Annotated in this window: 23 protein-coding genes; 16 read left to right on the top strand and 7 right to left on the bottom strand. The window is 68.1% G+C overall.

The features are described from left to right. Positions 1-55: 55 nt before the first annotated feature. The gene (locus KB221_00550) at positions 56-1,027 is read left to right on the top strand and encodes a diacylglycerol kinase family protein (GenBank protein ID WIY69529.1); all 972 of its coding nucleotides are present in this window, start codon (positions 56-58) and stop codon (positions 1,025-1,027) included. Continuing rightward, entirely contained in the window at positions 1,027-1,878 is an 852-nt protein-coding gene (locus tag KB221_00545) for a metallophosphoesterase (GenBank protein ID WIY69528.1), read from the top strand. The genes KB221_00550 and KB221_00545 overlap by 1 nt, the downstream gene beginning before the upstream one ends. A gap of 42 nt (positions 1,879-1,920) precedes the next feature. Here KB221_00545 and KB221_00540 read toward each other — a convergent pair whose 3' ends face one another. Continuing rightward, positions 1,921-2,331 carry a hypothetical protein gene (locus KB221_00540; GenBank protein ID WIY69527.1) on the bottom strand — a complete coding sequence of 137 codons (411 nt, stop codon included), beginning with the start codon at positions 2,329-2,331 and terminating at the stop codon, positions 1,921-1,923. Next, a complete protein-coding gene (locus KB221_00535) occupies positions 2,331-2,711 on the bottom strand; it encodes a DUF883 domain-containing protein (protein WIY69526.1) in 381 nt (126 codons plus the stop codon). The genes KB221_00540 and KB221_00535 overlap by 1 nt, the downstream gene beginning before the upstream one ends. Positions 2,712-2,847: 136 nt before the next feature. Here KB221_00535 and KB221_00530 point away from each other — a divergent pair, with 136 nt between their 5' ends. After that, the gene (locus KB221_00530; protein WIY69525.1) at positions 2,848-3,501 is read left to right on the top strand and encodes a fumarylacetoacetate hydrolase family protein; all 654 of its coding nucleotides are present in this window, start codon (positions 2,848-2,850) and stop codon (positions 3,499-3,501) included. After that, positions 3,498-4,130 (top strand): maleylacetoacetate isomerase, encoded by a 633-nt coding sequence (maiA, locus tag KB221_00525; protein WIY69524.1) that lies wholly within the window; start codon positions 3,498-3,500, stop codon positions 4,128-4,130. The genes KB221_00530 and maiA overlap by 4 nt, the downstream gene beginning before the upstream one ends. 3 nt (positions 4,131-4,133) lie before the next feature. Here the strand turns inward: maiA and KB221_00520 are convergent, their stop codons facing one another. After that, a complete protein-coding gene (locus KB221_00520) occupies positions 4,134-4,889 on the bottom strand; it encodes an alpha/beta hydrolase (protein ID WIY69523.1) in 756 nt (251 codons plus the stop codon). 181 nt (positions 4,890-5,070) lie between these two features. Here KB221_00520 and KB221_00515 point away from each other — a divergent pair, with 181 nt between their 5' ends. Further along, positions 5,071-5,718 (top strand): glutathione S-transferase family protein, encoded by a 648-nt coding sequence (locus KB221_00515; GenBank protein WIY69522.1) that lies wholly within the window; start codon positions 5,071-5,073, stop codon positions 5,716-5,718. Between the two features lie 9 nt (positions 5,719-5,727). On the opposite strand, the gene KB221_00510 is transcribed toward KB221_00515, so the two are convergent. Then, the gene (locus KB221_00510) at positions 5,728-7,053 is read right to left on the bottom strand and encodes a peptidoglycan DD-metalloendopeptidase family protein (GenBank protein WIY69521.1); all 1,326 of its coding nucleotides are present in this window, start codon (positions 7,051-7,053) and stop codon (positions 5,728-5,730) included. A gap of 424 nt (positions 7,054-7,477) precedes the next feature. Between KB221_00510 and KB221_00505 the strand changes: the two genes are divergently transcribed. The 6 genes from KB221_00505 to KB221_00480 all read left to right on the top strand — a co-directional run bounded on the left by KB221_00505 (position 7,478) and on the right by KB221_00480 (position 12,976). After that, the gene (locus KB221_00505) at positions 7,478-10,669 is read left to right on the top strand and encodes a YdbH domain-containing protein (protein WIY69520.1); all 3,192 of its coding nucleotides are present in this window, start codon (positions 7,478-7,480) and stop codon (positions 10,667-10,669) included. Positions 10,670-10,751: 82 nt separating this feature from the next. After that, positions 10,752-10,952: a YnbE family lipoprotein gene (locus KB221_00500; protein WIY69519.1), complete on the top strand. Its 201-nt coding sequence runs from the start codon at positions 10,752-10,754 to the stop codon at positions 10,950-10,952. Between the two features lie 17 nt (positions 10,953-10,969). After that, on the top strand, positions 10,970-11,338 hold the full coding sequence (locus KB221_00495) for a DUF1318 domain-containing protein (protein WIY69518.1): 369 nt from the start codon (positions 10,970-10,972) through the stop codon (positions 11,336-11,338). Next, the gene (locus KB221_00490; GenBank protein ID WIY69517.1) at positions 11,323-11,577 is read left to right on the top strand and encodes a hypothetical protein; all 255 of its coding nucleotides are present in this window, start codon (positions 11,323-11,325) and stop codon (positions 11,575-11,577) included. The genes KB221_00495 and KB221_00490 overlap by 16 nt, the downstream gene beginning before the upstream one ends. A 31-nt stretch (positions 11,578-11,608) precedes the next feature. Further along, positions 11,609-12,415: a tryptophan 2,3-dioxygenase gene (locus KB221_00485; protein WIY69516.1), complete on the top strand. Its 807-nt coding sequence runs from the start codon at positions 11,609-11,611 to the stop codon at positions 12,413-12,415. Positions 12,416-12,490: 75 nt separating this feature from the next. Next, complete coding sequence (locus KB221_00480; GenBank protein WIY69515.1) at positions 12,491-12,976, top strand: PA2169 family four-helix-bundle protein; 486 nt, start codon at positions 12,491-12,493, stop codon at positions 12,974-12,976. A 76-nt stretch (positions 12,977-13,052) separates the two neighbouring features. Here KB221_00480 and rplS read toward each other — a convergent pair whose 3' ends face one another. Together rplS and trmD are read right to left on the bottom strand one after the other, a co-directional pair. Continuing rightward, positions 13,053-13,481 (bottom strand): 50S ribosomal protein L19, encoded by a 429-nt coding sequence (rplS, locus tag KB221_00475; protein WIY69514.1) that lies wholly within the window; start codon positions 13,479-13,481, stop codon positions 13,053-13,055. A gap of 1 nt (position 13,482) precedes the next feature. Beyond that, positions 13,483-14,235: a tRNA (guanosine(37)-N1)-methyltransferase TrmD gene (gene trmD / locus KB221_00470; GenBank protein WIY69513.1), complete on the bottom strand. Its 753-nt coding sequence runs from the start codon at positions 14,233-14,235 to the stop codon at positions 13,483-13,485. A gap of 193 nt (positions 14,236-14,428) precedes the next feature. Between trmD and KB221_00465 the strand changes: the two genes are divergently transcribed. Next, positions 14,429-14,971, top strand: coding sequence for a hypothetical protein (locus KB221_00465; protein WIY69512.1), 543 nt, complete (start codon positions 14,429-14,431; stop codon positions 14,969-14,971). A gap of 6 nt (positions 14,972-14,977) precedes the next feature. Here the strand turns inward: KB221_00465 and KB221_00460 are convergent, their stop codons facing one another. Continuing rightward, entirely contained in the window at positions 14,978-16,165 is a 1,188-nt protein-coding gene (locus KB221_00460; GenBank protein WIY69511.1) for an NAD(P)/FAD-dependent oxidoreductase, read from the bottom strand. Positions 16,166-16,810: 645 nt separating this feature from the next. On the opposite strand from KB221_00460, the gene KB221_00455 reads away from it, so the two are divergent. The 4 genes from KB221_00455 (at position 16,811) to KB221_00440 (ending at position 20,143) form a co-directional block, all read left to right on the top strand. After that, positions 16,811-17,062 carry a hypothetical protein gene (locus KB221_00455; GenBank protein WIY69510.1) on the top strand — a complete coding sequence of 84 codons (252 nt, stop codon included), beginning with the start codon at positions 16,811-16,813 and terminating at the stop codon, positions 17,060-17,062. Positions 17,063-17,177: 115 nt separating this feature from the next. Beyond that, the gene (locus KB221_00450) at positions 17,178-18,227 is read left to right on the top strand and encodes an efflux RND transporter periplasmic adaptor subunit (GenBank protein WIY69509.1); all 1,050 of its coding nucleotides are present in this window, start codon (positions 17,178-17,180) and stop codon (positions 18,225-18,227) included. A 3-nt stretch (positions 18,228-18,230) separates the two neighbouring features. Next, positions 18,231-19,436, top strand: a complete 1,206-nt coding sequence (locus KB221_00445; GenBank protein WIY69508.1) for an ABC transporter permease — start codon at positions 18,231-18,233, stop codon at positions 19,434-19,436. Continuing rightward, positions 19,433-20,143, top strand: coding sequence for an ABC transporter ATP-binding protein (locus tag KB221_00440; protein WIY69507.1), 711 nt, complete (start codon positions 19,433-19,435; stop codon positions 20,141-20,143). The genes KB221_00445 and KB221_00440 overlap by 4 nt, the downstream gene beginning before the upstream one ends. Position 20,144: the final 1 nt, after the last annotated feature.

Here is a 20,144-nt window from a genome sequence, read left to right as displayed (position 1 = left end):
TCACGCTTGATCGATCCCGGTCGGAACATCGTTCCGGTCGGGACGTTCGGGCGACATGACTGATACCGCAGCGCCTGAAACTGATCCCGGGACCGAGGTGGGAACCGAGGTCTCTGAGTCGCATGTTCTGACACCGCATGTTGCCCTGGAGCGGGTCATCATGCTGGTGAACCCCCTGTCCGGGGGGGTCGGTCCCAATGCCGCGGACGAGGCTGCCGCGATCCTCGCCGACTATGCTCTGGAGGCGACTGTCGTCGCGCTTGAGGGTGGCCAGTTCGACAGCCAGGTCCAGCAGGCGCTCGATGCCTGCCCGGATGCACTGTTCGTCCTTGCGGGAGACGGAACGGCGGGCACCATAGCCTCCCGGGCCGGAGCCGACGGCCCCCTGGTGGCCCCGCTGCCGGGCGGCACGATGAACATGCTGCCTCGCGCCCTGTATGGCACCGCTGACTGGAAGGTCGCCCTGAGGCGCGCGCTTGAAGAAGGCGCGCCGCAGCGTGTCGCCGGTGGCGAGGTCACCGACGGGCGCTTCAAACAGGCCTTTTATTGCGCCGCTATCCTGGGCGCGCCGGCCCTCTGGGCACCTGCCCGCGAGGCGGTTCGCGAGGGCAAATTTGGCCTGGCCTGGGCTTACGGACGCCGGGCGCTGAAGCGCGCCTTCTCCGGCCGTCTGCGTTTTTCGCTCGATGGACGCACTGATCGCCGCGCCGAGGCGCTTGTCCTGATAAGCCCGATGATCTCAAAGGCGATGGACGAGCATACGGGGCTGGAGGCCGCTGCCATGAATCCGGCCGATGCGATGCAGGCCTTCCGTCTCGCCGCCCACGCCGTGTTCGACGACTGGCGTCAGGATCCGGCCGTGACGACCAAGGCGATCCAGCAGGCGACCATCCGCGCCCGGTCCCGCATCCCCGCCGTGATCGACGGCGAGCCGGCGTTGCTGCGGCACGAGGCCAAGGTGCGTTTCATCCGCACGGCTTTCCGCGCACTGGCTCCGAACCCGCCGGCCGCGGAGGGTGCCGTCTAGTGGGGCGCATCCTCCAGTTCTCGGACATTCATTTCGGATGCGAGCATCAGCATGCCTGCGCGGCTGCCCTGGACTACGCGCATGGCACGGCGCATGACCTTGTCCTGATTACGGGCGACATCACCCAGCAGGGATTGCCCGATGAATTCGAGGCGGCGGGTCGCTGGATTGCGGCCATGCCGGACCCGCGCTTCGTCATCGTCGGCAATCACGACGTCCCCTACTGGAGCCTGCTGGCGCGTGTTTTCAGCCCTTGGAAGGCGTTCGAGCGCGCCACCGGCCACCCGGCGCACGATCATCAGTTCCTCAGCCCGAATCTGATGGTGCGCGGGGTTGTCACCGCGCGCGGATGGCAGGCGCGGGCCAACTGGTCCAAGGGCGTCATCGATCTGGATCAGACCCGCAGGGCCGCAGAGGCGCTGCGTCAGGCGCCGGTCGGCGCGCTGCGGGTGCTCGCCTGCCACCATCCGCTGGTCGAGATGATCGGCACGCCCATGACCGGCGACGTCAAGCGCGGTGACGCGGCGGCCCTGATCTTCGCCGAGGCCGGGGTTGATCTGATCACCACCGGCCATGTCCACGTCCCGTTTGCCCTGCCGATCAGCCTCGGCGATCATTGCTCCTACGCTGTCGGATGCGGGACGCTTTCGCATCGGGAGAGGGGCGCGCCTCCCAGTTTCAACCAGATCGACTGGGATGCCCACCACATCACCGTTACTGCCGTGGCCTGGACCGGTGACCGGTTCGAGCCCGACCAGACCTGGAAGCTGCCGCGCAGACAGGACACCCGGCGGATCGCTACGGCGCCGGATCCCAACGAGGCCGGACAAATGGAAAAGGCCGCGGTCTGATCGACCACGGCCTTCTTCGGTTTGTTTCTATGCCGTTCCGTATCAGCGGCGCCGGCGACTTCCGTGGGATTTTTCGGTGAAGGCCGCGGCCACCATGGTGGCCAGGGCCGGGTTCCGCAGGAAGATCCAGCCGCCGGCAAGGGCAGCGACGGTGCCGAGGATGGGCCTCTGACGGAAGAGCATATAGGCGCGCTGGCCGAGGCCCGAGACGTCCTCTTCATCCGCCTCTTCTTCCGTCTCGCTGCGCGCGACGAAGATCAGGGCAACCGCCAGGGCGATCACGGCGAACAGGAGGAAGGTGATCGCCGCGGCGGCCAACGGCACGACAACCAATTGCAGGGCGAAGAAGATCGTCGCCCCGAGCGCGAGGACGGCGACCAGGGCGGCACCCGCCGCGACCGAGGCCGCGACGGCCTTCTTGACCAGACCCCTGGCCATGCCGCTGCCGAGCATCAGCGCCGACGACCGGCGAGAAGCAGACCAAGGACGACGCCGACGCCGAGCGCGATGGCGGTCGACTGCATCGGGCGCTCCTGCACCCGCTCGACCAGATAGCGCTGCGCTTCGTCGAAGCGTTCGCTGGCCTCGTCATAATATTCCTGACCCCGCACCCGGGCGGTGTCGTAATAGCCGCGGGCCCGATCGCGCAGGACATCGGCCTCTTCGCGCAGGCGGGTTTCTGCTTCCGCCGCCTTGGCGCGCAAACGGGCTTCCGCCGCCGTCGCCTTCTCGCGCAGCCGGGCTTTCTCTTCGGTGCCGAGCACCTTGAGATCGTCCTTGAGCGTGTTGATGTCGTCTTTCACGGTCGCCCGTGCCGTTTTGGTCGTCGCCATGATGCGCGCTCCGTTCGTCAAGCTTGACGGTTAGATAGAGAACCCTGAGCCGGAACGCCACTGTCCGGTGACGGTTCCCGCATTGCAGCATCAGCAGACGGTGGCGAAGCGCCGCATCCGGGCATAGACAGGGCGAATGACCGACTGGCTGTTTCCCCCCGCGCCGACTGCCTCGCTGCCGATCTCCGGCCAGAGCGAGCGCTTCCCGATCCGCCGCATTCTCTGCGTGGGTCAGAACTACGCTGCCCATGCCCGCGAGATGGGTCAGGCGCGTGCCGAGCCCTTCTTCTTCACCAAACCCGCGGACGCCGTCGTCGTCGACGGCGTCGACCCGGTCTTTCCGACGGCGACCGCCAATCTGCACCATGAAGTCGAACTGGTCTGCGCCATCGGTGCAGACGGCGGCATCGCCGGCTGGGCCGTCGGTTGTGACCTGACCCGCCGCGACCTCCAGGCGGCGGCCAAGGAAAAGGGCCGCCCTTGGGACGCCGCCAAGGGGTTCGACCAGTCGGCCCCCTGCGGCACCCTGACGCTCGGCGCCCTGCCGGACCCCGCCGCGCCCATCGGCCTGTCGGTCAACGGGGAGGCCCGCCAGTCGGGCCGGCTCGACGACATGGTCTGGAACCCGGCCGAGATCCTCGCCAAGGCGCGTGAGTTGTGGGATGTCCGGCCCGGCGACATGATCTTCACCGGCACGCCCGAGGGCGTCGGCCCGCTTCAGCCCGGCGACCGGGTGGAGGCGACGATCGGCGGCCTGCAAACCCTGCGCTTCACGGTGAGGCCGCGATGATCCTGCACGGCTACTGGCGTTCGGGTGCCGCCTACCGCACCCGCATCGCCCTGGCGCTCAAGGGGCTCGCTTATGAGCAACAGGGGATCGACCTGCGCACCGGTGCCCAGCGGTCGGCGGCCTTCGCTGCGCTCAATCCGCAGGGCATGGTGCCCGCGCTGGAGGTCGACGGCGCGGTCCTGACCCAGAGCCCGGCCATTCTGGAATGGCTGGAGGAAACCCACCCCGCCCCGGCCCTTTTGCCCGCCGGCCCGGTGGATCGGGCCCATGTCCGCGCCATGGCCGCCCTGATCGGATGCGACATTCACCCGCTGAACAATCTGCGCGTCGGCAAGACGTTGCGTGAGACCTTCGGGGCCGACCAGGCCGCCGTGGACGCCTGGGCCGCGCGCTGGATCGTTCCCGGATTTGAGGCGCTGGAAGCACTCGTCGGCCGCCGTGGCGCAGGCTGGTGTTTCGGCGACACCCCGACCCTGGCCGACTGCTATCTGATCCCGCAGATCTATTCGGCCCGCCGGTTCAACGTGCCGGTCGACGCCTTCCCGCGCCTGTTGGCTATCGACGGGGCGGCAGCGCTTCATCCCGCCTTCATCGCCGCCCATCCGGACAATCAGCCGGACGCCGACTGAGCCTCAGGCGAGGAACCGGTCCACCGCCGCTATGAACCGGGTCGGCTGATCGATCATCACCATATGCTCCGCCCCCGCGATCGGCACGAAGGCCGCCGGAGTTCGAAGTCGCGCATAGGCACCGCGGAACAGGCTGTCCGTGCGGCTGCGCGGCGAGTTTCCGTCCGAACTCCAGCCGTACACAACCGTCACCGGGGCCGTGATGTCGGGCAGGCGGCGACGCAGGTCGACGGTCATTACCTCGTACAGGGATTGGGCCAGGACGCGGCGGTCGCCGCCCTGCCAGCCCAGCGTCCCGAACACGGCATCGGTGGCACCGCCCAGTTCCAGGCCCATCTGCCGCCCATGCGCACGCAAGGCCTCGTCGCCGAGGAAATGGATCGCCTGAAAGGCCAGCTGGGCGATCGGCTCGACGTCGCCAACGGTCGCCTGGGGGCTGATCAGGGCCGGAAAGAACGGCGAGGAGTCGACCACCATGACACGGCCAATGCGGGCACCGGCGTCCGCCGCGATGCGCAGTCCCAGCTGGCCGCCCATGGAATGGCCGATGATGGCCGGCCGCTCCAGCCGTTGCTCCGTGATGTAGCGCCGAACCTCGGCGGCGACCGCCGCCATGACCCCGCCGCTGGCGTTTGCGCCCGCAGGCAAGTCGCCGAACCCGCGGACCGAGACAAGGTGAAGTCGCCGCTTGCCGGCCAGCCGGTCCGCCACGCCACGCCAGACCTCGGCGGTCGATGCCAGGCCGGGGATCAGCAGCACGTCCGGGCCTCGACCGCGGGTTGTCACTGCAATGCGGCGTGAGCTGAAGGCAGTCTGCGCTTCAGCCCCGGACCCGGCACCCCAAAGCAGAACTCCGCCGACCAGACCCCGCAGAATGTTTCGTCTTTGTTCCATGCCGTCTTCGGGTTAGCGTTCACGTCGGAACGCGAGGGAGAGCGCAGTGAGCCAGTCCGACGAGATCGTCCTTTACACCAACCCCATGTCGCGCGGCCGCATCGCGCGCTGGATGCTGGAGGAGGTCGGCCAGCCGTACTGCACCGTGGTTCTGGATTACGGCACGACGATGAAGGCGCCCGAATATCTGGCGATCAATCCGATGGGAAAGGTGCCGGCGATCACGCATCGCGGGGTGACGGTGACGGAATGCGCCGCGATCTGCACCTGGCTGGCCGACGCCTTTCCCGAAGCGGGTCTGGCCCCGGCGCTGGATGACCCGGCGCGAGGCGCCTACCTGCGCTGGATGTTCTTCGGGGCCGGTCCGCTCGAGGCGGCGGTGACGGCCAAATCGCTGGGCCTGCTGGCCCCGGCGGACAAGGCCGGAATGGCAGGCTACGGCAGTTTCGAGCAGGTGGTCGATGCGCTTGACCATGCGGTGACCAGCAGTGGCGGCCCATGGCTGCTGGGCGACCGCTTCACCGCACTGGATGTCTATCTGGGCAGCCAGATCGGCTGGGGCCTGCAGTTCAGGAGCCTGCCGGAGCGGGACGCCTTCAAGGCCTATGCGGCCCGGCTGTTCCAGCGGCCCGCGGCGATCCGGGCGCGCGAGATGGACGACGCCCTGATCGCGGCGGCCAATCCGGGAAGCTGAAAGAAGGGCTCAGCCCTGGGCGGGGCGGAGGCCTTCAACCGATGCGCGTTGAACGACCGGGCGACGTTCGCCGCCGGCGGCCCGGATGCGGTCGATGCGGGCCTTCTCGGCCTTGAAGGCCGCAAGGTCGGCACCGGCCAGGATCGTGCCCTCGGTGGTGCGAACGCCGGCCGGATTGATCCGCTGACCGCCGCGCCAGATTTCATAGTGCAGATGTGGGCCGGTCGAGGCACCGGTCGAACCGACATAGGCGACGATCTGACCCTGACGCACGCGCTGTCCGGCGCGCATGCCCGAGGCGTAGCGGGAGAGGTGGCCGTAGCCGGTCTCAAGGCCGTTGGAATGGCGGATGCGCAGCCAGTTGCCATAGCCGCCCCAGCGACGGGCCTCGACAACCACGCCGTCAGCAGGGGCCACGACCGGCGTGCCGCTGCCGGCCGCGAAATCGATACCCTGGTGCATCTTGCGATAGCCGGCGATCGGGTGACGGCGGAAGCCGAACGACGATGAAACGCGGAACCCTCGCTCAAGCGGGGTACGCATGAAGGCCGAGCGGGTGTTCTTGCCGGTGGCGTCGAAATACTGGGCCTCGCGGGCCCCGTCGGGCTGGAAGCGATAGAAGGCGACGCCTTTCAGTTCGGCGTAGAGCAGCCCGTCCGTGCCGATGGTGCGGCCGTTTTCCGTGACGGTGCGGCCGAAGACATAGGTGAACTCGTCATTGGCGCGGATGTCGCGGTCCATGTCGAACCGGTGCGAGAACAGACGGCCGGCGGCGCGGGCCACCTCGGCAGGCGCACCTTCGCGACGGGCGGTCCGCGTCAGCGAGCCCTCGACCTTGCCCGTCAGAACAACGGTCTCGTGGGTGACCTTCTCCTCCAGCGCCCGAAGACGCAGGGCACCGTCGAAGCTGCGCGAGACGGTCAGCTGGGTCGCGGGACCGGTGCGCATGGTGAGGCCGATCAGACGGGCCTCGCCCCGGCCGCCGCGCGGCTGGGAAATAGCAGTCTCGAAACGCTGGCCGGCGCGCATGGCGTTCACGTCCATGGCGTTCGACAGGGTGGCGGCCACGGCCGACGCTTCTTCCGGTGCGATGCCCGTGCGGCGCACGGCCTGCTCGAAGGTCTCGCCGCGGCGGATCTGGACGGGAATCGCTTCGGGCGTCGTGAGGCCGGCGGGCATGCCCGCGGCAGCGAAGGCCTGATCGGCCAGGACAGCGATCTGATTCTGGGTAAGAGGCGGAGCCTCTTCCGCTTTCGCGGGTTGGTACACACGACCTGCAAGCAGCGCCACCGAGATCGCGGCCACCGCCGTCAAGGCGTGCGGCGCAATGCGCATCGGTTGGCGACGTGGATCGAACTGAGCCATCGGTCCCCGAGAAACGACGACGCCGGACGGCGCCAAAGCCACTGGTAGCAAGGTTCGCGCCGAAGGAGCCCCCGCCGCGAGACAGGGCGTATAGCCCGTCCGTCCCATCATGGGAAGGCGGTTCGTTACAGCGCGTTAACCGGAGCCGTAGTCATGGGTAAAGCTTGCGTGAACCATGAGACTAACGGCGGAAACTGCTCGTGTATTCGCTGCGTTCTGGCGGCGAATTGACTCATTCCTGCGGCAACATGTCCCGAACTGACGCGCGAGACATTCAAAGTGGCGCATGCGCCACTCACCTGTGTTTCCGCGGACACGCCCATATTGCTGAACCGGAGAATTCCTTTGCTCAGCGGCCTTTCTTCCGGCGCGCCTGTCCCGTTATGACCAGTCCATGACCGCTGCGACTGATCCCGCTCCGCCTCCCGCGCGGCCTGTGCGCAACCGGGGTCGCCGCGCTGTGCTGGCCACGGGCGTGGTGTTCGGCGTGCTCCTGGTCCTGACGAGCCTGCTCTACCTCAACCGGCGCGCCGCGACCCGGCAGGTCCTGATCGGCTGGCTGGAGCAGCAGGGCATTGAGGCCGACATGCAGGTCGACCGGCTCGAACTGGACGGTCTGGTGGCCCGGGTCCGTATCGGCGACGCCGCCGACCCGGACGTCACCGTCGAACGGGTCGAGGTCGACTATGCGATCGGCGCACCATGGTCGACGGGAGGGATCGGTCTGACGCCCACCCGAATTCGCCTGATCCGCCCGGTGGTGCGCGCCAGCGTCCGCAACGGCAAACTGACCCTCGGTTCGCTGGACCCGCTGATCGAGCGGTTCACCGGCCAGCCACCCCGTCCCGATAGCCGGGGCCCACTGGTTCTGGTCGAAGGCGCCCAGGTCCGGCTGGACACCGACTACGGCACGACCCGCATCCTCGGCGACGCCCGGATTGATGACGGCAAGCTGATGCGGCTGACCGCCCGCATGCCCCCGACGGCGTTCAAGAGCGGCGACGTCGAGGCGCGGGGGCTGCAGACCATGGTTGACCTGACGACCACGGGTGATCGCGTCGCCCTGCGCCTCTCCGCCGCGGCGGACCGCGCCAGCCTGCCCGGCTTTTCCGGCACGGCGGTCGCGGCGACCGTCGTCGCTGATCTGCCGTATCCCGACCTCAAGGTCCGGCGCGGCGACGGGCGCGCGCGGGTCAACCTGCATGTCGCGGTTGCACGGCTCGCCGCCGGTGACGCATCGGCGCGCGACACCGACCTGCGCCTGACCTTCGACGGCCAGACAAGCGGCTGGATCGACGCCTTCCGCATAGAGGGGACCAGCGCCGTCGATCTTCGGGCCAGCCGGATCGAGGGTCCCGCGGCGTCGGCGGCGACTGCCCGTCTGCTCTTGACCGACGCCCGGTCCACCGTGGCGCGCGATCCTCGCGGTCTCGGCTGGAGCCTGGCGGGTGGCGCGGTCGCGAGCGCCGCCCGCGCATCCGGAGCCGGGCTGGACGGCGCCGGGCTGACGCTGACAGCCCGCTGGTTGACCATGGGCGGTCACGGCGCAGCGGTGGAAGCGGGCGGCACCGTCGCCCTGTCCGCGGCGCGGCTGGCCCGGGACGAACTGACCCTGACCGGTGTCCGGGGCAGGACCGATTTCGATCTGGTCTCTGACGGCGGGCTGCGGGTTATGGCCACGGGCGCGCTCCGGTCGGCCCGGGGGGCCTGGCCCCTGTTCGGTACGCCCTCGAACGATGACGTCCCGGAACTGGCGGGTATGAAGCGCGCACTCTCGGCCTTTGCGCTCGATGTCCCCGGCTTCGATCTGAGTACGGGGCACTCGGGGACCCGCCTGACCCTGACCCGTCCGGCGACCCTGCGGCCGACGAACGGAGGCGTGCTCACCCTTCGCCCCGCTGCGACGCCGATATTCCTCGCCGCCGCCGGCCAGGCCGGCGGCGGTGCCCTGTCGCTGACGACAACGCGCGGTCAGGGCCTGCCCGAGGCCGCCTTCGCCATTCCGGCCTGGCGGCTGACGCCGTCGGGGTTCACCGCCACCCTGGATGGGCGCGCCGCTCTGGATTTCGGTCTCGCCCGGGGGATCACCCTTCAGACCCGCGGCGAACTGACTTCTTCGGGCAGCCGCCTCGCCTATGTCGCCGCGCGCTGCATACCGCTGACCGTCGACCGGCTCGAACTCGATGAGAGCGATGTGGCCGACATCGCAGGCGACATCTGCCCCGTCGCCCGCCCGCTGGTCAGCGTGGCCGATGGCCGCTGGCGGTCGGAGGGTGCCCTGCGCGGGCTGATCGCTTCCGCGCCTTTCCTGGCACTGAATTTCCGCGAAGCAGAGGGCGGCTTCACGGCGACCGGCGGTCCGGGCGGTGTCGGCCTTGAGGTCCGTATTGCGCGCGCGGCGGTCGAGGACGCCACCACGCCCCTGCGTTTCAACCCCCTGACCGCCAGCGGATCGGCCCGCCTGTCCGGCGAGGACTGGACGGGCGCCTTCGATCTTGCGCGCCAGGGCGTTTCGCTCGGCCGCCTGACCCTGGCGCACGATGGCCAGTCGGGGGTCGGCGGCCTGACCATCGACGCCCCCTCCATCGTGTTCTCTGAGGGCGGGCTTCAACCGGCCGACCTCAGTCCCCTGGCCGCATTCGTCGGCTCGCCGGCGACCGGTTCGGCGGCCTTCAGCGGCCGCATCGACTGGCGAGCGGATGCCGAGGGGACCAGCGCGGGCCGCCTGACCATCCCCGGCCTCGACTTCACCAGCCCCGCCGGCCCGGTGAAGGGCCTGCGCGGGACCATCGACTTCATCAATCTGGCCCCTCTGACCGCGGCGCCGGGCCAACGCCTTTCCGCCGACCTTCTGGAGTCGGTCGTCCCGCTCACGGACATTGAGCTGACGTTCGGTCTCGACAAGGCGGCGGTGACCATCGAGGGCGGCGATCTCGCGGTGGCCGGCGGATACATCCGGGTCGAGCCCTTCGCCGTGCCACTGGACCCCGCGCAGCCGATCAGCGGCGTCATCGTGTTCGAGAACGTTCAGCTGGGTCAGGTGATCGCCGGCTCCGGGTTCGGCGACAAGGTCAACCTTGATGCCGTGGTCTCGGGTCGGTTGCCCTTCACCTCCGATCGGGTGAACGGCGTCCGTATCGCCGGTGGGTCGCTCGCAGCGGTCCAGCCGGGCCGCCTGTCCATCGCGCGTGAGGCGCTCAGCGGCCTCGAGGCCGGCGGTGGCGGCGAGGGGGTGCCGCCCAACACAGTTCAGGATCTGGCCTACCAGGCCATGGAGAACCTCTCGTTCGACATCCTGTCCGCCGAGGTCAACAGCCTCGACCAGGGCCGGATCGGCGTGCTGTTCCGCATCCGCGGTCGTCACGACCCGCCGGTGCGACAGGAACTGCGCATCCCACTCGCCGAATTCATCAGCCGTGAGTTCCTCAACCGGACCCTGCCCCTGCCGTCGGGCACAGGGATCGACCTGACTCTCGACACCACCCTCAACCTCAACCAGTTGATCGGCGATCTTCTCGAGCTCAATCGCGCCCGCGACGGCCGTCCTTCGTCGCCGTCGCCGGCTGAGCCTCCGGGCACGCCGTGATCGGAACATTTTCCTCGTTCAGAACCCATTCACGCTCAATCGCGTTAGATCGTCGTGGATTGAAGACCGGAGACCACCGCTCATGACTCGGCCCCAGACCCGGACGCGCACCCACCTCGCCCTGCTCGGCATCATCGCCGCAGTTGGCCTCGGTGCCTGCACGCCCACGGTCCGGCTGCAGGTGGATCCGATCCAGATCTACGCGAAACTCGACGCCGATGTTCGCGTGCGACTCGACAAGGAGCTGCAGGACCTCCTCGTCGAAAACCCCAACCTGTTCTGACGCGAAAGTTGACCCAGATGTCTTTCCGCAAGTTCTTCGTCGTCGCTGCGGCCATCGCGGCTCTCGGCGTCGCCGCGGGCGCGGCTTTCGCCCAGACGTCGGCCCAGAAGTCGATGATCGACGCCGCCAAGGTGCAGGGTACGGTCGGCGAACAGGCTGACGGCTACCTGGGCTTCCGCGTCCCGGCCTCCGACGCCGCCCTGACCGAAGCCGTCCAGGCGACAAACGTCGCACGCCGCGAGGCCTACGCCCGCAGCGCCCAGGCCGCCGGCGACGGCGCGACGACCGAAACCGCCGCAGCCCGGATGTTCCAGACGCAGCTTCTGCCCCGGATCAGCACCGGCCAGTGGTACCGCAACGCCCAGGGCCAATGGGTCCAGCGCTGACCGCGCGTCGTCTGCTGCTGAGGGGCCTCACCGTCCTTGGCGTCGCCCTGATTGCGACGGTCGGCGTCCGCTTCGCATGGATTGCGATCGGCGGCGGGCCACTGGGTCTGCATGGCCTGATCGCCCTCTCGCTCGGCGTACTGGGCACTGTCGCGCTGACCTGGATCCTGATGGCGCTGGCGTTCAAGTCCAGCCGTGAAGGCTGGGACGACCGGCCGGGCGATCCCGACAAGCCTTGAGCCTCCGCGTCTCCCGCGCGATAGGTCGGGAATGACCGACGCCGCCAAACCCTCCGACATCACCTACGCCGGCTATCTCAGCCTCGACGAGCTGCTCATCGCCCAGCACCCGCTGTCGGACGAGCATGACGAGATGCTTTTCGTCATCATCCACCAGACCAAGGAACTCTGGCTCAAACAGATCCTGCATGAGGTGACCCTGGCCCAGGCCCTGGTCCGCAGCGGTGATCTGGTCCCCGCCTACAAATGCCTCGCCCGCGTCAGCCGCATCCAGGCGGTGATGACGATGAGCTGGGACATTCTGGCGACCATGACGCCGGCCGATTATCTGCGTTTCCGCGGCGTCCTCGGCTCGTCCTCGGGATTCCAGAGCGACCAGTTCCGGCGGTTCGAGTTCATGCTGGGGCTGAAGGACGATCGCTTCCTGCGCTTCCATGTCGAACGTCCGGCGGCCCATGCCGCGCTTCAGGCCGCCCTCGTCGCACCGAGCCTGTACGACGACGCCCTGTCCCAGCTGGCTGTCGCGGGCCTGCCGATCCCGGCCGCGGTTCTGAACCGGGATGTCAGTCAGCCCTATGAGCCCTCCGAGGAGGTCGAGGCCGCCTGGCTGGAGGTCTATCGCGACACCGCCCGCTGGTGGCCCTTCTATCAACTCGCCGAGAAGCTGGTGGATCTCGACGATGCCCTGCTGACCTGGCGACACAAGCACGTCGTAACGGTCGAGCGCATCATCGGCCGGCGGCGCGGCACCGGCGGAACCGAGGGTGTCGCCTACCTGACCGAGACGCTGCAACGCCGCTGTTTCCCCGAGCTCTGGTCGCTGCGCACGAAATTGTAGAACGGCGAAGCTGAAACCTTTTCAGGCCCGACAGCGCTTTCACGTCTCCTCCCGGAAGCTGTGAAAGGCCTGAATATGACCACCTCCAACGACCACGACATCCACGTTCTCAACAGCCTGATCGAGACCACGATCGACAGTGCCGACGGCTATCGCGAAGCCGCCAAGGAAACCGACAAGCCCGGCTACCGCTCCCTGTTCGAGGCCCGGAGCTTCGAGCGCCAGCAGGTGGCGGTTGACCTGCAGGGCACGGTCCGCAACCTGGGCGGGGAGCCCGAAGACGACGGCTCGATCCTGGCCAAGGCCCATCGCGCCTTTCTCGACGTCAAACACGCCCTGCTGCGCGACGAACAGGCCGTGGTGAACTCGGTCGAGAACGGCGAGGACTTCATCAAGGGCAAGTTCGAAACCGCTCTTGATGACTCGAAGGTCTCGGCCACGACCCGCGAGACCATCCGCCGGGCCTACACCACGGTGAAGGACGGGCACGACCAGATGCGCGATCTCAAGCACAGCCTGGAAGGCCAGAAGGACGCGGACGGGCGGCTCTACCCGAACTAGGCCGACGACCAGCCGCAATAGAAAAGGCCCCGGCGGTTTCGCCGGGGCCTTTGCAATTTCAACGAAAGGAAGCGGTTTATGCTTCGGTTTCGTCGGCCTTCTGTGCGGTGCCGGTTTCCGGGACCACGACGCCCTTGACCGGGCGGATCGTCTGCTTTTCGGCGATCCGGGCGGACTTGCCGCGACGGTCACGCAGGTAATAGAGCTTGGCGCGCCGGACGACGCCGCGGCGCTTGACCTCGATGGCGTCGATGTTCGGCGACAGGATCGGGAAGACCCGCTCCACGCCTTCGCCGAAGGAAATCTTCCGCACGGTGAAATTCTCGTTCACGCCGCCGCCGGCGCGGGCGATGCAGACGCCCTCGAAGGCCTGGATGCGTTCGCGCTCGCCTTCCTTGATCTTGACCATGACCCGCAGCGTGTCGCCGGGCTGGAAGTCGGGGATCGCGCGCGTGGCGATCAGGCGGGCTTTTTCTTCGGCTTCGATCGTCTGAAGGATGTTCATTCTATTCTCCTCGAGCTTTTGCGCTCTTTAGCTGTGATTTGGCGGGCCCTGGTCCCGCATTGGTCTTGTCCGGATAAGCCGCCCAGAGGTCTGGCCGTCGTTCCCGGGTCGTCTCTCGCCGCTGCTCTTCGCGCCATTGTGCGACCTTCTTGTGGTCGCCCGACAGAAGCACCTCGGGTATCTCCAGCCCCTCGAACGTTCGCGGTCGCGTGTACTGCGGATGCTCCAGAAGGCCGTCCTCGAAGCTCTCCGAACTCAGGCTCATCGCCTGGCCCAGCACTCCGGGGATCAGTCGTACGCACGCCTCGATGACCACCATGGCCGCCGCCTCGCCACCGGCAAGCACCGCGTCCCCGACGGAGACCTCCTCGAACCCGCGCGCGTCGAGCACGCGCTGGTCCACCCCCTCGAACCGGCCGCAGAGGACGGTAATCCCGTCCGCCTTCGCCCATTCCTTGACGCGCGCCTGGGTCAGGGGCCGACCCCGGGCGCTCATGTACAAAAGCGGCCGTCCTGACCCGGATACGCTGTCGAGCGCCCTGGCCACCACGTCCGCTTTCAGCACGGCTCCCGGGCCGCCACCCGCGGGGGTGTCGTCCAGGAAGCCGCGCGTATCTGTGGAAAAGGCCCGAATGTCAACCGTATCAAGGCTCCAGAGCCCGCGCTCGCGCCACGCGGTGCCGATCAGCGAGACGCCGAGCGGGCCGGGAAAGGCCTCGGGGAACATGGTCAGGACGGTGGCGGTGAAGGGCATGGGGGGGATGTAGCGGCGAAACGCAGGCCCGCGAAGACCTGACGGATCGACCCGCCGGGCTGGCTTGACTTGATCTGGCCGGTGCCACCACTGTGACGGGAAAACAGGAAGCCAGATGCGAACCTTGCTTTGTGCCTTTGCGGCGCTCGTTATCTCGTCCTGCGCGACTTCGTCCGACCCGTCCGGACGGCCGATGCGGACGGAGACCGTCAGGCTTGAACCGACAGGAGAGCTTTCGCTCAAGGCGGGAGACTATGTCGACGCCTCGGGCTTCCAGTTCGCGATCGGTTTCGAGAACGAGGCCGTCGATCTTTCGACGCCGAACTCGGTGTCATGGTCGATCGGTTTCCAGAACTACTGCCGCAACCGCGACAGCTGGGTTCAGTCCGTGGTCGAGGGTCCTTCGGGACAGGTTTGGCGGGGCTATCGCGTGTTCGTTCCCGCAGGGCCGGACCACCGCCAGTATTGGTCCAGCGGTGGACACGGAGCGGACGCCTACGGTGGGCCTGCGACTCCGGGGCTTCTGGAAGCAGCCACTCAGGGCGGCCGCTTCATTCTCGCTGTGGAGGACGACGAGGGTCAGCGCTGGAACGCCGTCGCCATCGAGACGCTCACGCTGACGGAAAGGAACCGGCTCTTCGCCGCCCAGCCCGCTTCGGCGCCGCGCGAGACACAGATGCTGGTGGTCGCCTCCGCTCCGCCGGTGGCCGTCTCCCGACCTCAGGTCTGTCCCTGAGCGTGCTCAGCAAGCCTGCCCTGCCGCCCAACCCGACGACCAGGCCCACTGGAAATTGTAGCCGCCGAGCCAGCCGGTGACGTCGGCGGCCTCGCCGATGACGTAGAGGCCGGGGACGGAGGTCGCGGCCATGGTCTGCTGGTCCAGCTGGTCGGTTGCGACGCCGCCCAGGGTGACCTCGGCGGTGCGGTAGCCTTCGGAGCCGACGGGCTTGACGGTCCAGCCGTTCACGGCGGCGTCGAGGCGGCGCAGGGTCTTGTCGCCGACCTCGGCCAGCTTGCCCTTGACGTCCTCGCGCTCGCAGACGCTTTCGGCGAGGCGGCGGGGGATGAGGTGGCCGAGCGCCGTGTGGACCATCTGTTTGCCGTTCTCCTCCTTGGCGGCCTTGAGGCGGGCGTAGAGATCCTCGCCGGGGGCCATGGCGACGGTGATGGGCTCCCCTTCGCGCCAGTAGGAGCTGATCTGGAGGATGGCGGGGCCCGACAGGCCGCGGTGGGTGAACAGCATGGCCTCGGCGAAGCTGGTGCCGCCGCCCTTGACCACGGCGTCGACGGCGACGCCGGCGAGGGGCGTCAGCGTCTCCAGCAGGCCGGCCTCGAAGGTCAGGGGGACCAGGGCCGGGCGGGTGTCGGTGACGCGCAGGCCGAACTGGCGGGCGGCGTCCCAGGCCCAGCCGGTGGCCCCCATCTTGGGGATCGACTTGCCGCCGGTGGCCAGCACCAGTGAGCGGCTGCGGACCACGGAGCCGTCCGACAGGGCGGCCTCATAGCCATCGGCGACCCGGTCGACGCGATCGACCGAGACGCCCAGCGACAGGACCACGCCCGCCGCCCGCATGTCGTCGGTCAGCATGCGGATGATCTGTTTGGCCGAGTCATCGCAGAACAGCTGGCCGAGGGTCTTTTCGTGCCAGGCGATGCCGGCGCGGTCGACGCGTTTGACGAAGTCATGCTGGCTGAACCGTTTCAGGGCCGAGGTGGCGAACCGGGGGTTCTCGCCGAGGAAATTGGCGGGGCTGGTCCCGGTGTTGGTGAAGTTGCAGCGCCCGCCGCCGGAGATGCGGATCTTCTCGCCCGGCGCCCGGGCGTGGTCGAGGATGCGGACCGAGCGCCCGCGCCGCCCGGCCTCGATGGCGCACATCATCCCGGCCGCGCCGGCGCCGACGATCAGGACATCTGTGGTCTGAGGGGTCATGGCGGGGCCTTAGCACGGGCGGCGCGAGGGGCGGGAGTACACTGTGAGGCGCGGAAAAAGTTGGGGCGGTTTCGGGCGCGGGTCCGGGCAGCGTCAATCTGCTGACAATCCGCGTCGGCCTGGGGCGGTCGGGCGGGGTTTGAGGGTGGTGATGTCAAAGACCGTTCAAGCGGGGCGGCCCTTTGGCCGCCTCGAGTCGCATTATACGCCGGTGCGGAGTGATGGGGGGTTGGTGGTGGTGCGCGGCGGCTGTTCGGGGACTGTAAGGGCACCTTTCGGGGCTGGAAGGGGCGTGTTTATCGGGGGCGAGAAGACACTGTTGGCGGCGCCCCATCCCCTCTTGCTTTCGTCATTCCGGGCGAAGCGCAGCGGAGACCCGGAACCCAGCGGCGCGCGATAGCGCGAACCTGTCGGGAGCGCGGTGTTTACGGGTGAGGGCCTCTTGCGAACGCCAGTGTTTCGCCGCCGTCGCGGCGCCGCTGGGTTCCGGGTCTGCGAGCCGCTGCGCGCCTCTCCGCCCGGAATGACGATAGCTTTGGGGGTAGCCCACACGAAAAGAACAAATCACGAACGTTCTGATTGACTCCGCCCCCTCCGTTCGGCTGGATCACCCCGGGTCGGCGTTACAGAAAGAGGACACAGATCATGCGTGCCGAAGATCGCATCGCCGCCCGCCTGCTGCAGGCCCTGGAGGGCCTCGACCTGACCAGCGCCGACGGCCGCGCCGGCATCGGTACCCTGCTGTCCGAGATCGAGCGCGCCTGCCCCGGCGCCATCCTGCAACAGGCGGCGCGGATCGAGCTGCGGTCGGTAGGCTGGAGACCCCCTTCCAGATTGGTTCCGATCGTCGACGTTGAGCCCTGTGCGGGAAGATCGGCGTTCTTGCCGGGCGTCTGAAGCCTCGCGACGGCTCTGAGAACTTGCATAGCGGCGGTCAGTCGCGCAGGAACAGGGCGTCGCGTCGCGCCGCGGCCGGGAAGATCACGACATGCGGGCAATCTCCAGACCGGTCTTGTTCGCGATTGGCCTGGTGCTGGTGATTGTGGTCGCGGCCGTGGTCGCCCTGTCCCGACGTCCGGCCGAGGTCGCCGTCCTCGAGATCAGACCCCGGACGATCGAGCAGGCCCTGTCCGTGGTCGGGCGCGCCCGCTCGGCGGAGCTGGTGCAGGTCTCATCGCCCAACCCGGGCCAGGTCACCCGTCTGTTTCAGGATGAGGGAGACCAGGTCGCGGCGGGAGCCCCCCTGGCGGTCATTCTCGCGGCGGTCGAACAGGCGCAGACGGAGGCGGATGTGGCCCGGCTGCGCGCCGCCGAGGCTGAGGCGAGGGAAGCGCGGCTCAGCCATCAACGAACCCGGACCCTGCACGAGCGAGGCTTTGCCGCCAGGGCGGCGCTCGACGCCGCGCGTGCAGCGCTCGACACGGCGGAGGCCAATGTCGCGGCCGCTTCCGCCGCCGTGCGCGCGTCGGCCGAGCGGGCGCGGGCCTTCACCATCCTGGCCCCGATGGCCGGTATGGTGCTGGTTCGTCCGATCGACAACGGTCAGGTGGTGGCGGCCGGCGAAACCCTGTTTGAGCTGGGCTCGACAAGCGGTGTCGAGATACGCGCCGAGGTCGAGGAGGCCTATGCCGACGCCCTGAGGCCCGGCCAGATGGCCCGTGCCGCACTGTCAGGATCCTCCGTCATCTTTTCGGCTCGCGTCACCGAGGTTTCGCCGAGGGTCGACTCCAGCACCGGTGGACGCATGGTCCGGCTGTCGTCGGACGGCGCGCCGGATCTTCCGCCGGGCCGGTCCGTAGACGTGACCATTATTGTGGATCAGCGTCAGGGTGCGACCGTTGTACCGCGCAGCGCCGTGGTGGACGCGACGGTCGCGGCAAAGGTCTATGTGGTGGATGCCGACGATATTGTTCGACTGCGACCGATCACCATGGCGCGTTGGCCTTCGGTCAACGCGATTGTCGAGACGGGGTTGAAGGCCGGCGACCGCGTGGTTCTGGACCCTGCTTCGACAAGCCCCGGCGCACGTGTTCGTCCCGTGGCGCCGATGTCGGGTGGATGACCCATGTTCGTCCTCCTGGTCGCGCGTCGGTATCTTTTTTCCAGCCCGTCCCAGACCCTGCTGCTGATTACGGGCGTTGCGCTTGGGGTCACGGTCTTCGTCTTCATCACCGCCCTGATCGCCGGCCTTGCCACGCTTCTGACCGACCAGGTGACGGGCGACAGCGCACACATCAGTCTTGAGCCGCCGACGCGGGTTGCGCGGGTATTGGCCGGGCCGGACCTGCCGGTCGAATCCGTGGCGCTGGTTTCCACCTTCCAGCGGGAGCAGATCCGAAACTGGCCGATGGTGGTCGAGCTCCTGCGTTCCGATCCGGCCGTGACCGCCATCAGCGCCCGGATTTCCGGCAGCGCCTTTCTCGTCAAGGCCGAGGCCGTGAGGCCCGTATCGATCATCGGGCTGGAGCCGCAGGGCATCGACGCCATCTCCGAGATCACCCCGAATATCATTGAGGGCGATGGCGACCTGGGGGCGGACGGCCTGTTGATCGGCGTGCGGACGGCCGAGCAACTGGGACTCGGCGCCGGCCAGTCTGTCCTGCTGCGGACCGAACGTGGCGTCGAGCGACAGTTGACGGTCAAGGGTGTGTTCCGCACGGGCGTCCAGAGCCTGGACGAGCGCATCGCCTTCGTCTCCTTGCAGACCGCCCGGCCGCTTTTCGTCCTGCCCGAGGGCGTGACGAACATCGAGGTCAAGCTGAACGATCCGGAGGCCGCCCGCGCCAAGGCCCAATTCCTGGGCGAGGCGACCGGCCTGCGCGCCACACCCTGGCAGGAGAAGAACCTCGGACTGGAGGATGCCCTGCAGGCCCAGGCGCGGACCGGCACCATGATCCAGGCTTTTTCGTTGATCTCGATCATCATCGGCGTCGCCAGCGCCCTTGTTCTTTCGGCCTACCGGCGCCGGAGCGAGGTGGGGATCATGCGGGCCTTCGGCGTGCCGAGTGGCTTTATTCTATGGGTTTTCGTCCTTCAGGGACTTTTGATCGGCCTGATCGGCGCCCTGATCGGCTGCGCCACGGGCTATGGCCTCTGTGTCTGGATCGAGGGCATCACAAGGCCCGACGGCACGTCCATCCTGCCGATCGCGCCGGAACAGGGCGGCTATGTCTGGGCTCTGGTCCTCACCACCCTCGGCGCGGTGGTGGCCTCCATCCTTCCTGCGCGCTCGGCGTCCAGGGTCGATCCACTGGAGGCGATCCAGCAATGACGAGAGTCCTGGAAGCGCTGGGGATCGAGAAGACGTTCCGCAACGGCGACGAGGAAACCCTCGTGCTGAAGGGTATCGACCTGACCCTCGACAAGGGCGAGCTGGTCGCATTGCTGGGTGCGTCCGGGTCGGGAAAGTCGACGCTGTTGTCGATCATCGGGCTGTTGTTGGCCCCGACGGCCGGAAGCCTGACCATCAGCGGCGAACGGGTGGACGGCCTGTCGGAGCGGATGCGGGCGCAGTTTCGAAACCGCCGCCTCGGCTTTGTGTTCCAGTTCCATCACCTCCTGCCGGACTTCACGGCGATGGAGAATGTGGCCTTCCCCGCCGCCGCCCCGGCCGGCGGGATTTCACCGGCGATGCGCGAACGTGCGCGGGACCTGCTCACGCGGGTGGGGCTGAAGGACCGTATCGACTTCCCGGCCACCCGCCTTTCAGGCGGGCAGAAGCAGCGCGTCGCCATCGCCCGTGCCCTGATGAACCGGCCGGACCTCATAATCGCCGACGAACCGACCGGAAACCTCGACCGGGAGTCGGCCGATCTTGTGCTGGGTCTGATGCGTGAGGTTAACCGGGATGACGGCACAACCTTCCTGATGTGCACCCACGATGAAGGCGTGGCCGGACGGTGCAGCCGCCAGGTGACCCTGGAGGGCGGGCGGTTGGTGTCCAATATCGGTGAAACCGGCGACGGCTTTACCGGCTAAA

Origin of the sequence: Aquidulcibacter paucihalophilus (assembly GCA_030285985.1) — a bacterium.
Taxonomy (GTDB): Bacteria; Pseudomonadota; Alphaproteobacteria; order Caulobacterales; family Caulobacteraceae; genus Brevundimonas.
This window is presented reverse-complemented; position numbering and strand designations above follow the sequence as displayed.

Bases quoted from the DNA above. Each gene is read 5' to 3' on its own strand.
- KB221_00465 (WIY69512.1), top strand. From the start codon at position 14,429: ATGCGGACGGAGACCGTCAGGCTTGAACCGACAGGAGAGCTTTCGCTC.
- KB221_00485 (WIY69516.1), top strand. From the start codon at position 11,609: ATGACCGACGCCGCCAAACCCTCCGACATCACCTACGCCGGCTATCTC.
- KB221_00440 (WIY69507.1), top strand. From the start codon at position 19,433: ATGACGAGAGTCCTGGAAGCGCTGGGGATCGAGAAGACGTTCCGCAAC.
- rplS (WIY69514.1), bottom strand. From the start codon at position 13,481: ATGAACATCCTTCAGACGATCGAAGCCGAAGAAAAAGCCCGCCTGATC.
- KB221_00510 (WIY69521.1), bottom strand. From the start codon at position 7,053: ATGCGCATTGCGCCGCACGCCTTGACGGCGGTGGCCGCGATCTCGGTG.
- trmD (WIY69513.1), bottom strand. From the start codon at position 14,235: ATGCCCTTCACCGCCACCGTCCTGACCATGTTCCCCGAGGCCTTTCCC.
- KB221_00505 (WIY69520.1), top strand. From the start codon at position 7,478: ATGACCGCTGCGACTGATCCCGCTCCGCCTCCCGCGCGGCCTGTGCGC.
- KB221_00460 (WIY69511.1), bottom strand. From the start codon at position 16,165: ATGACCCCTCAGACCACAGATGTCCTGATCGTCGGCGCCGGCGCGGCC.
- KB221_00445 (WIY69508.1), top strand. From the start codon at position 18,231: ATGTTCGTCCTCCTGGTCGCGCGTCGGTATCTTTTTTCCAGCCCGTCC.
- KB221_00540 (WIY69527.1), bottom strand. From the start codon at position 2,331: ATGCTCGGCAGCGGCATGGCCAGGGGTCTGGTCAAGAAGGCCGTCGCG.
- KB221_00500 (WIY69519.1), top strand. From the start codon at position 10,752: ATGACTCGGCCCCAGACCCGGACGCGCACCCACCTCGCCCTGCTCGGC.
- KB221_00550 (WIY69529.1), top strand. From the start codon at position 56: ATGACTGATACCGCAGCGCCTGAAACTGATCCCGGGACCGAGGTGGGA.
- KB221_00480 (WIY69515.1), top strand. From the start codon at position 12,491: ATGACCACCTCCAACGACCACGACATCCACGTTCTCAACAGCCTGATC.
- KB221_00495 (WIY69518.1), top strand. From the start codon at position 10,970: ATGTCTTTCCGCAAGTTCTTCGTCGTCGCTGCGGCCATCGCGGCTCTC.
- KB221_00530 (WIY69525.1), top strand. From the start codon at position 2,848: ATGACCGACTGGCTGTTTCCCCCCGCGCCGACTGCCTCGCTGCCGATC.
- maiA (WIY69524.1), top strand. From the start codon at position 3,498: ATGATCCTGCACGGCTACTGGCGTTCGGGTGCCGCCTACCGCACCCGC.
- KB221_00490 (WIY69517.1), top strand. From the start codon at position 11,323: ATGGGTCCAGCGCTGACCGCGCGTCGTCTGCTGCTGAGGGGCCTCACC.
- KB221_00455 (WIY69510.1), top strand. From the start codon at position 16,811: ATGCGTGCCGAAGATCGCATCGCCGCCCGCCTGCTGCAGGCCCTGGAG.
- KB221_00535 (WIY69526.1), bottom strand. From the start codon at position 2,711: ATGGCGACGACCAAAACGGCACGGGCGACCGTGAAAGACGACATCAAC.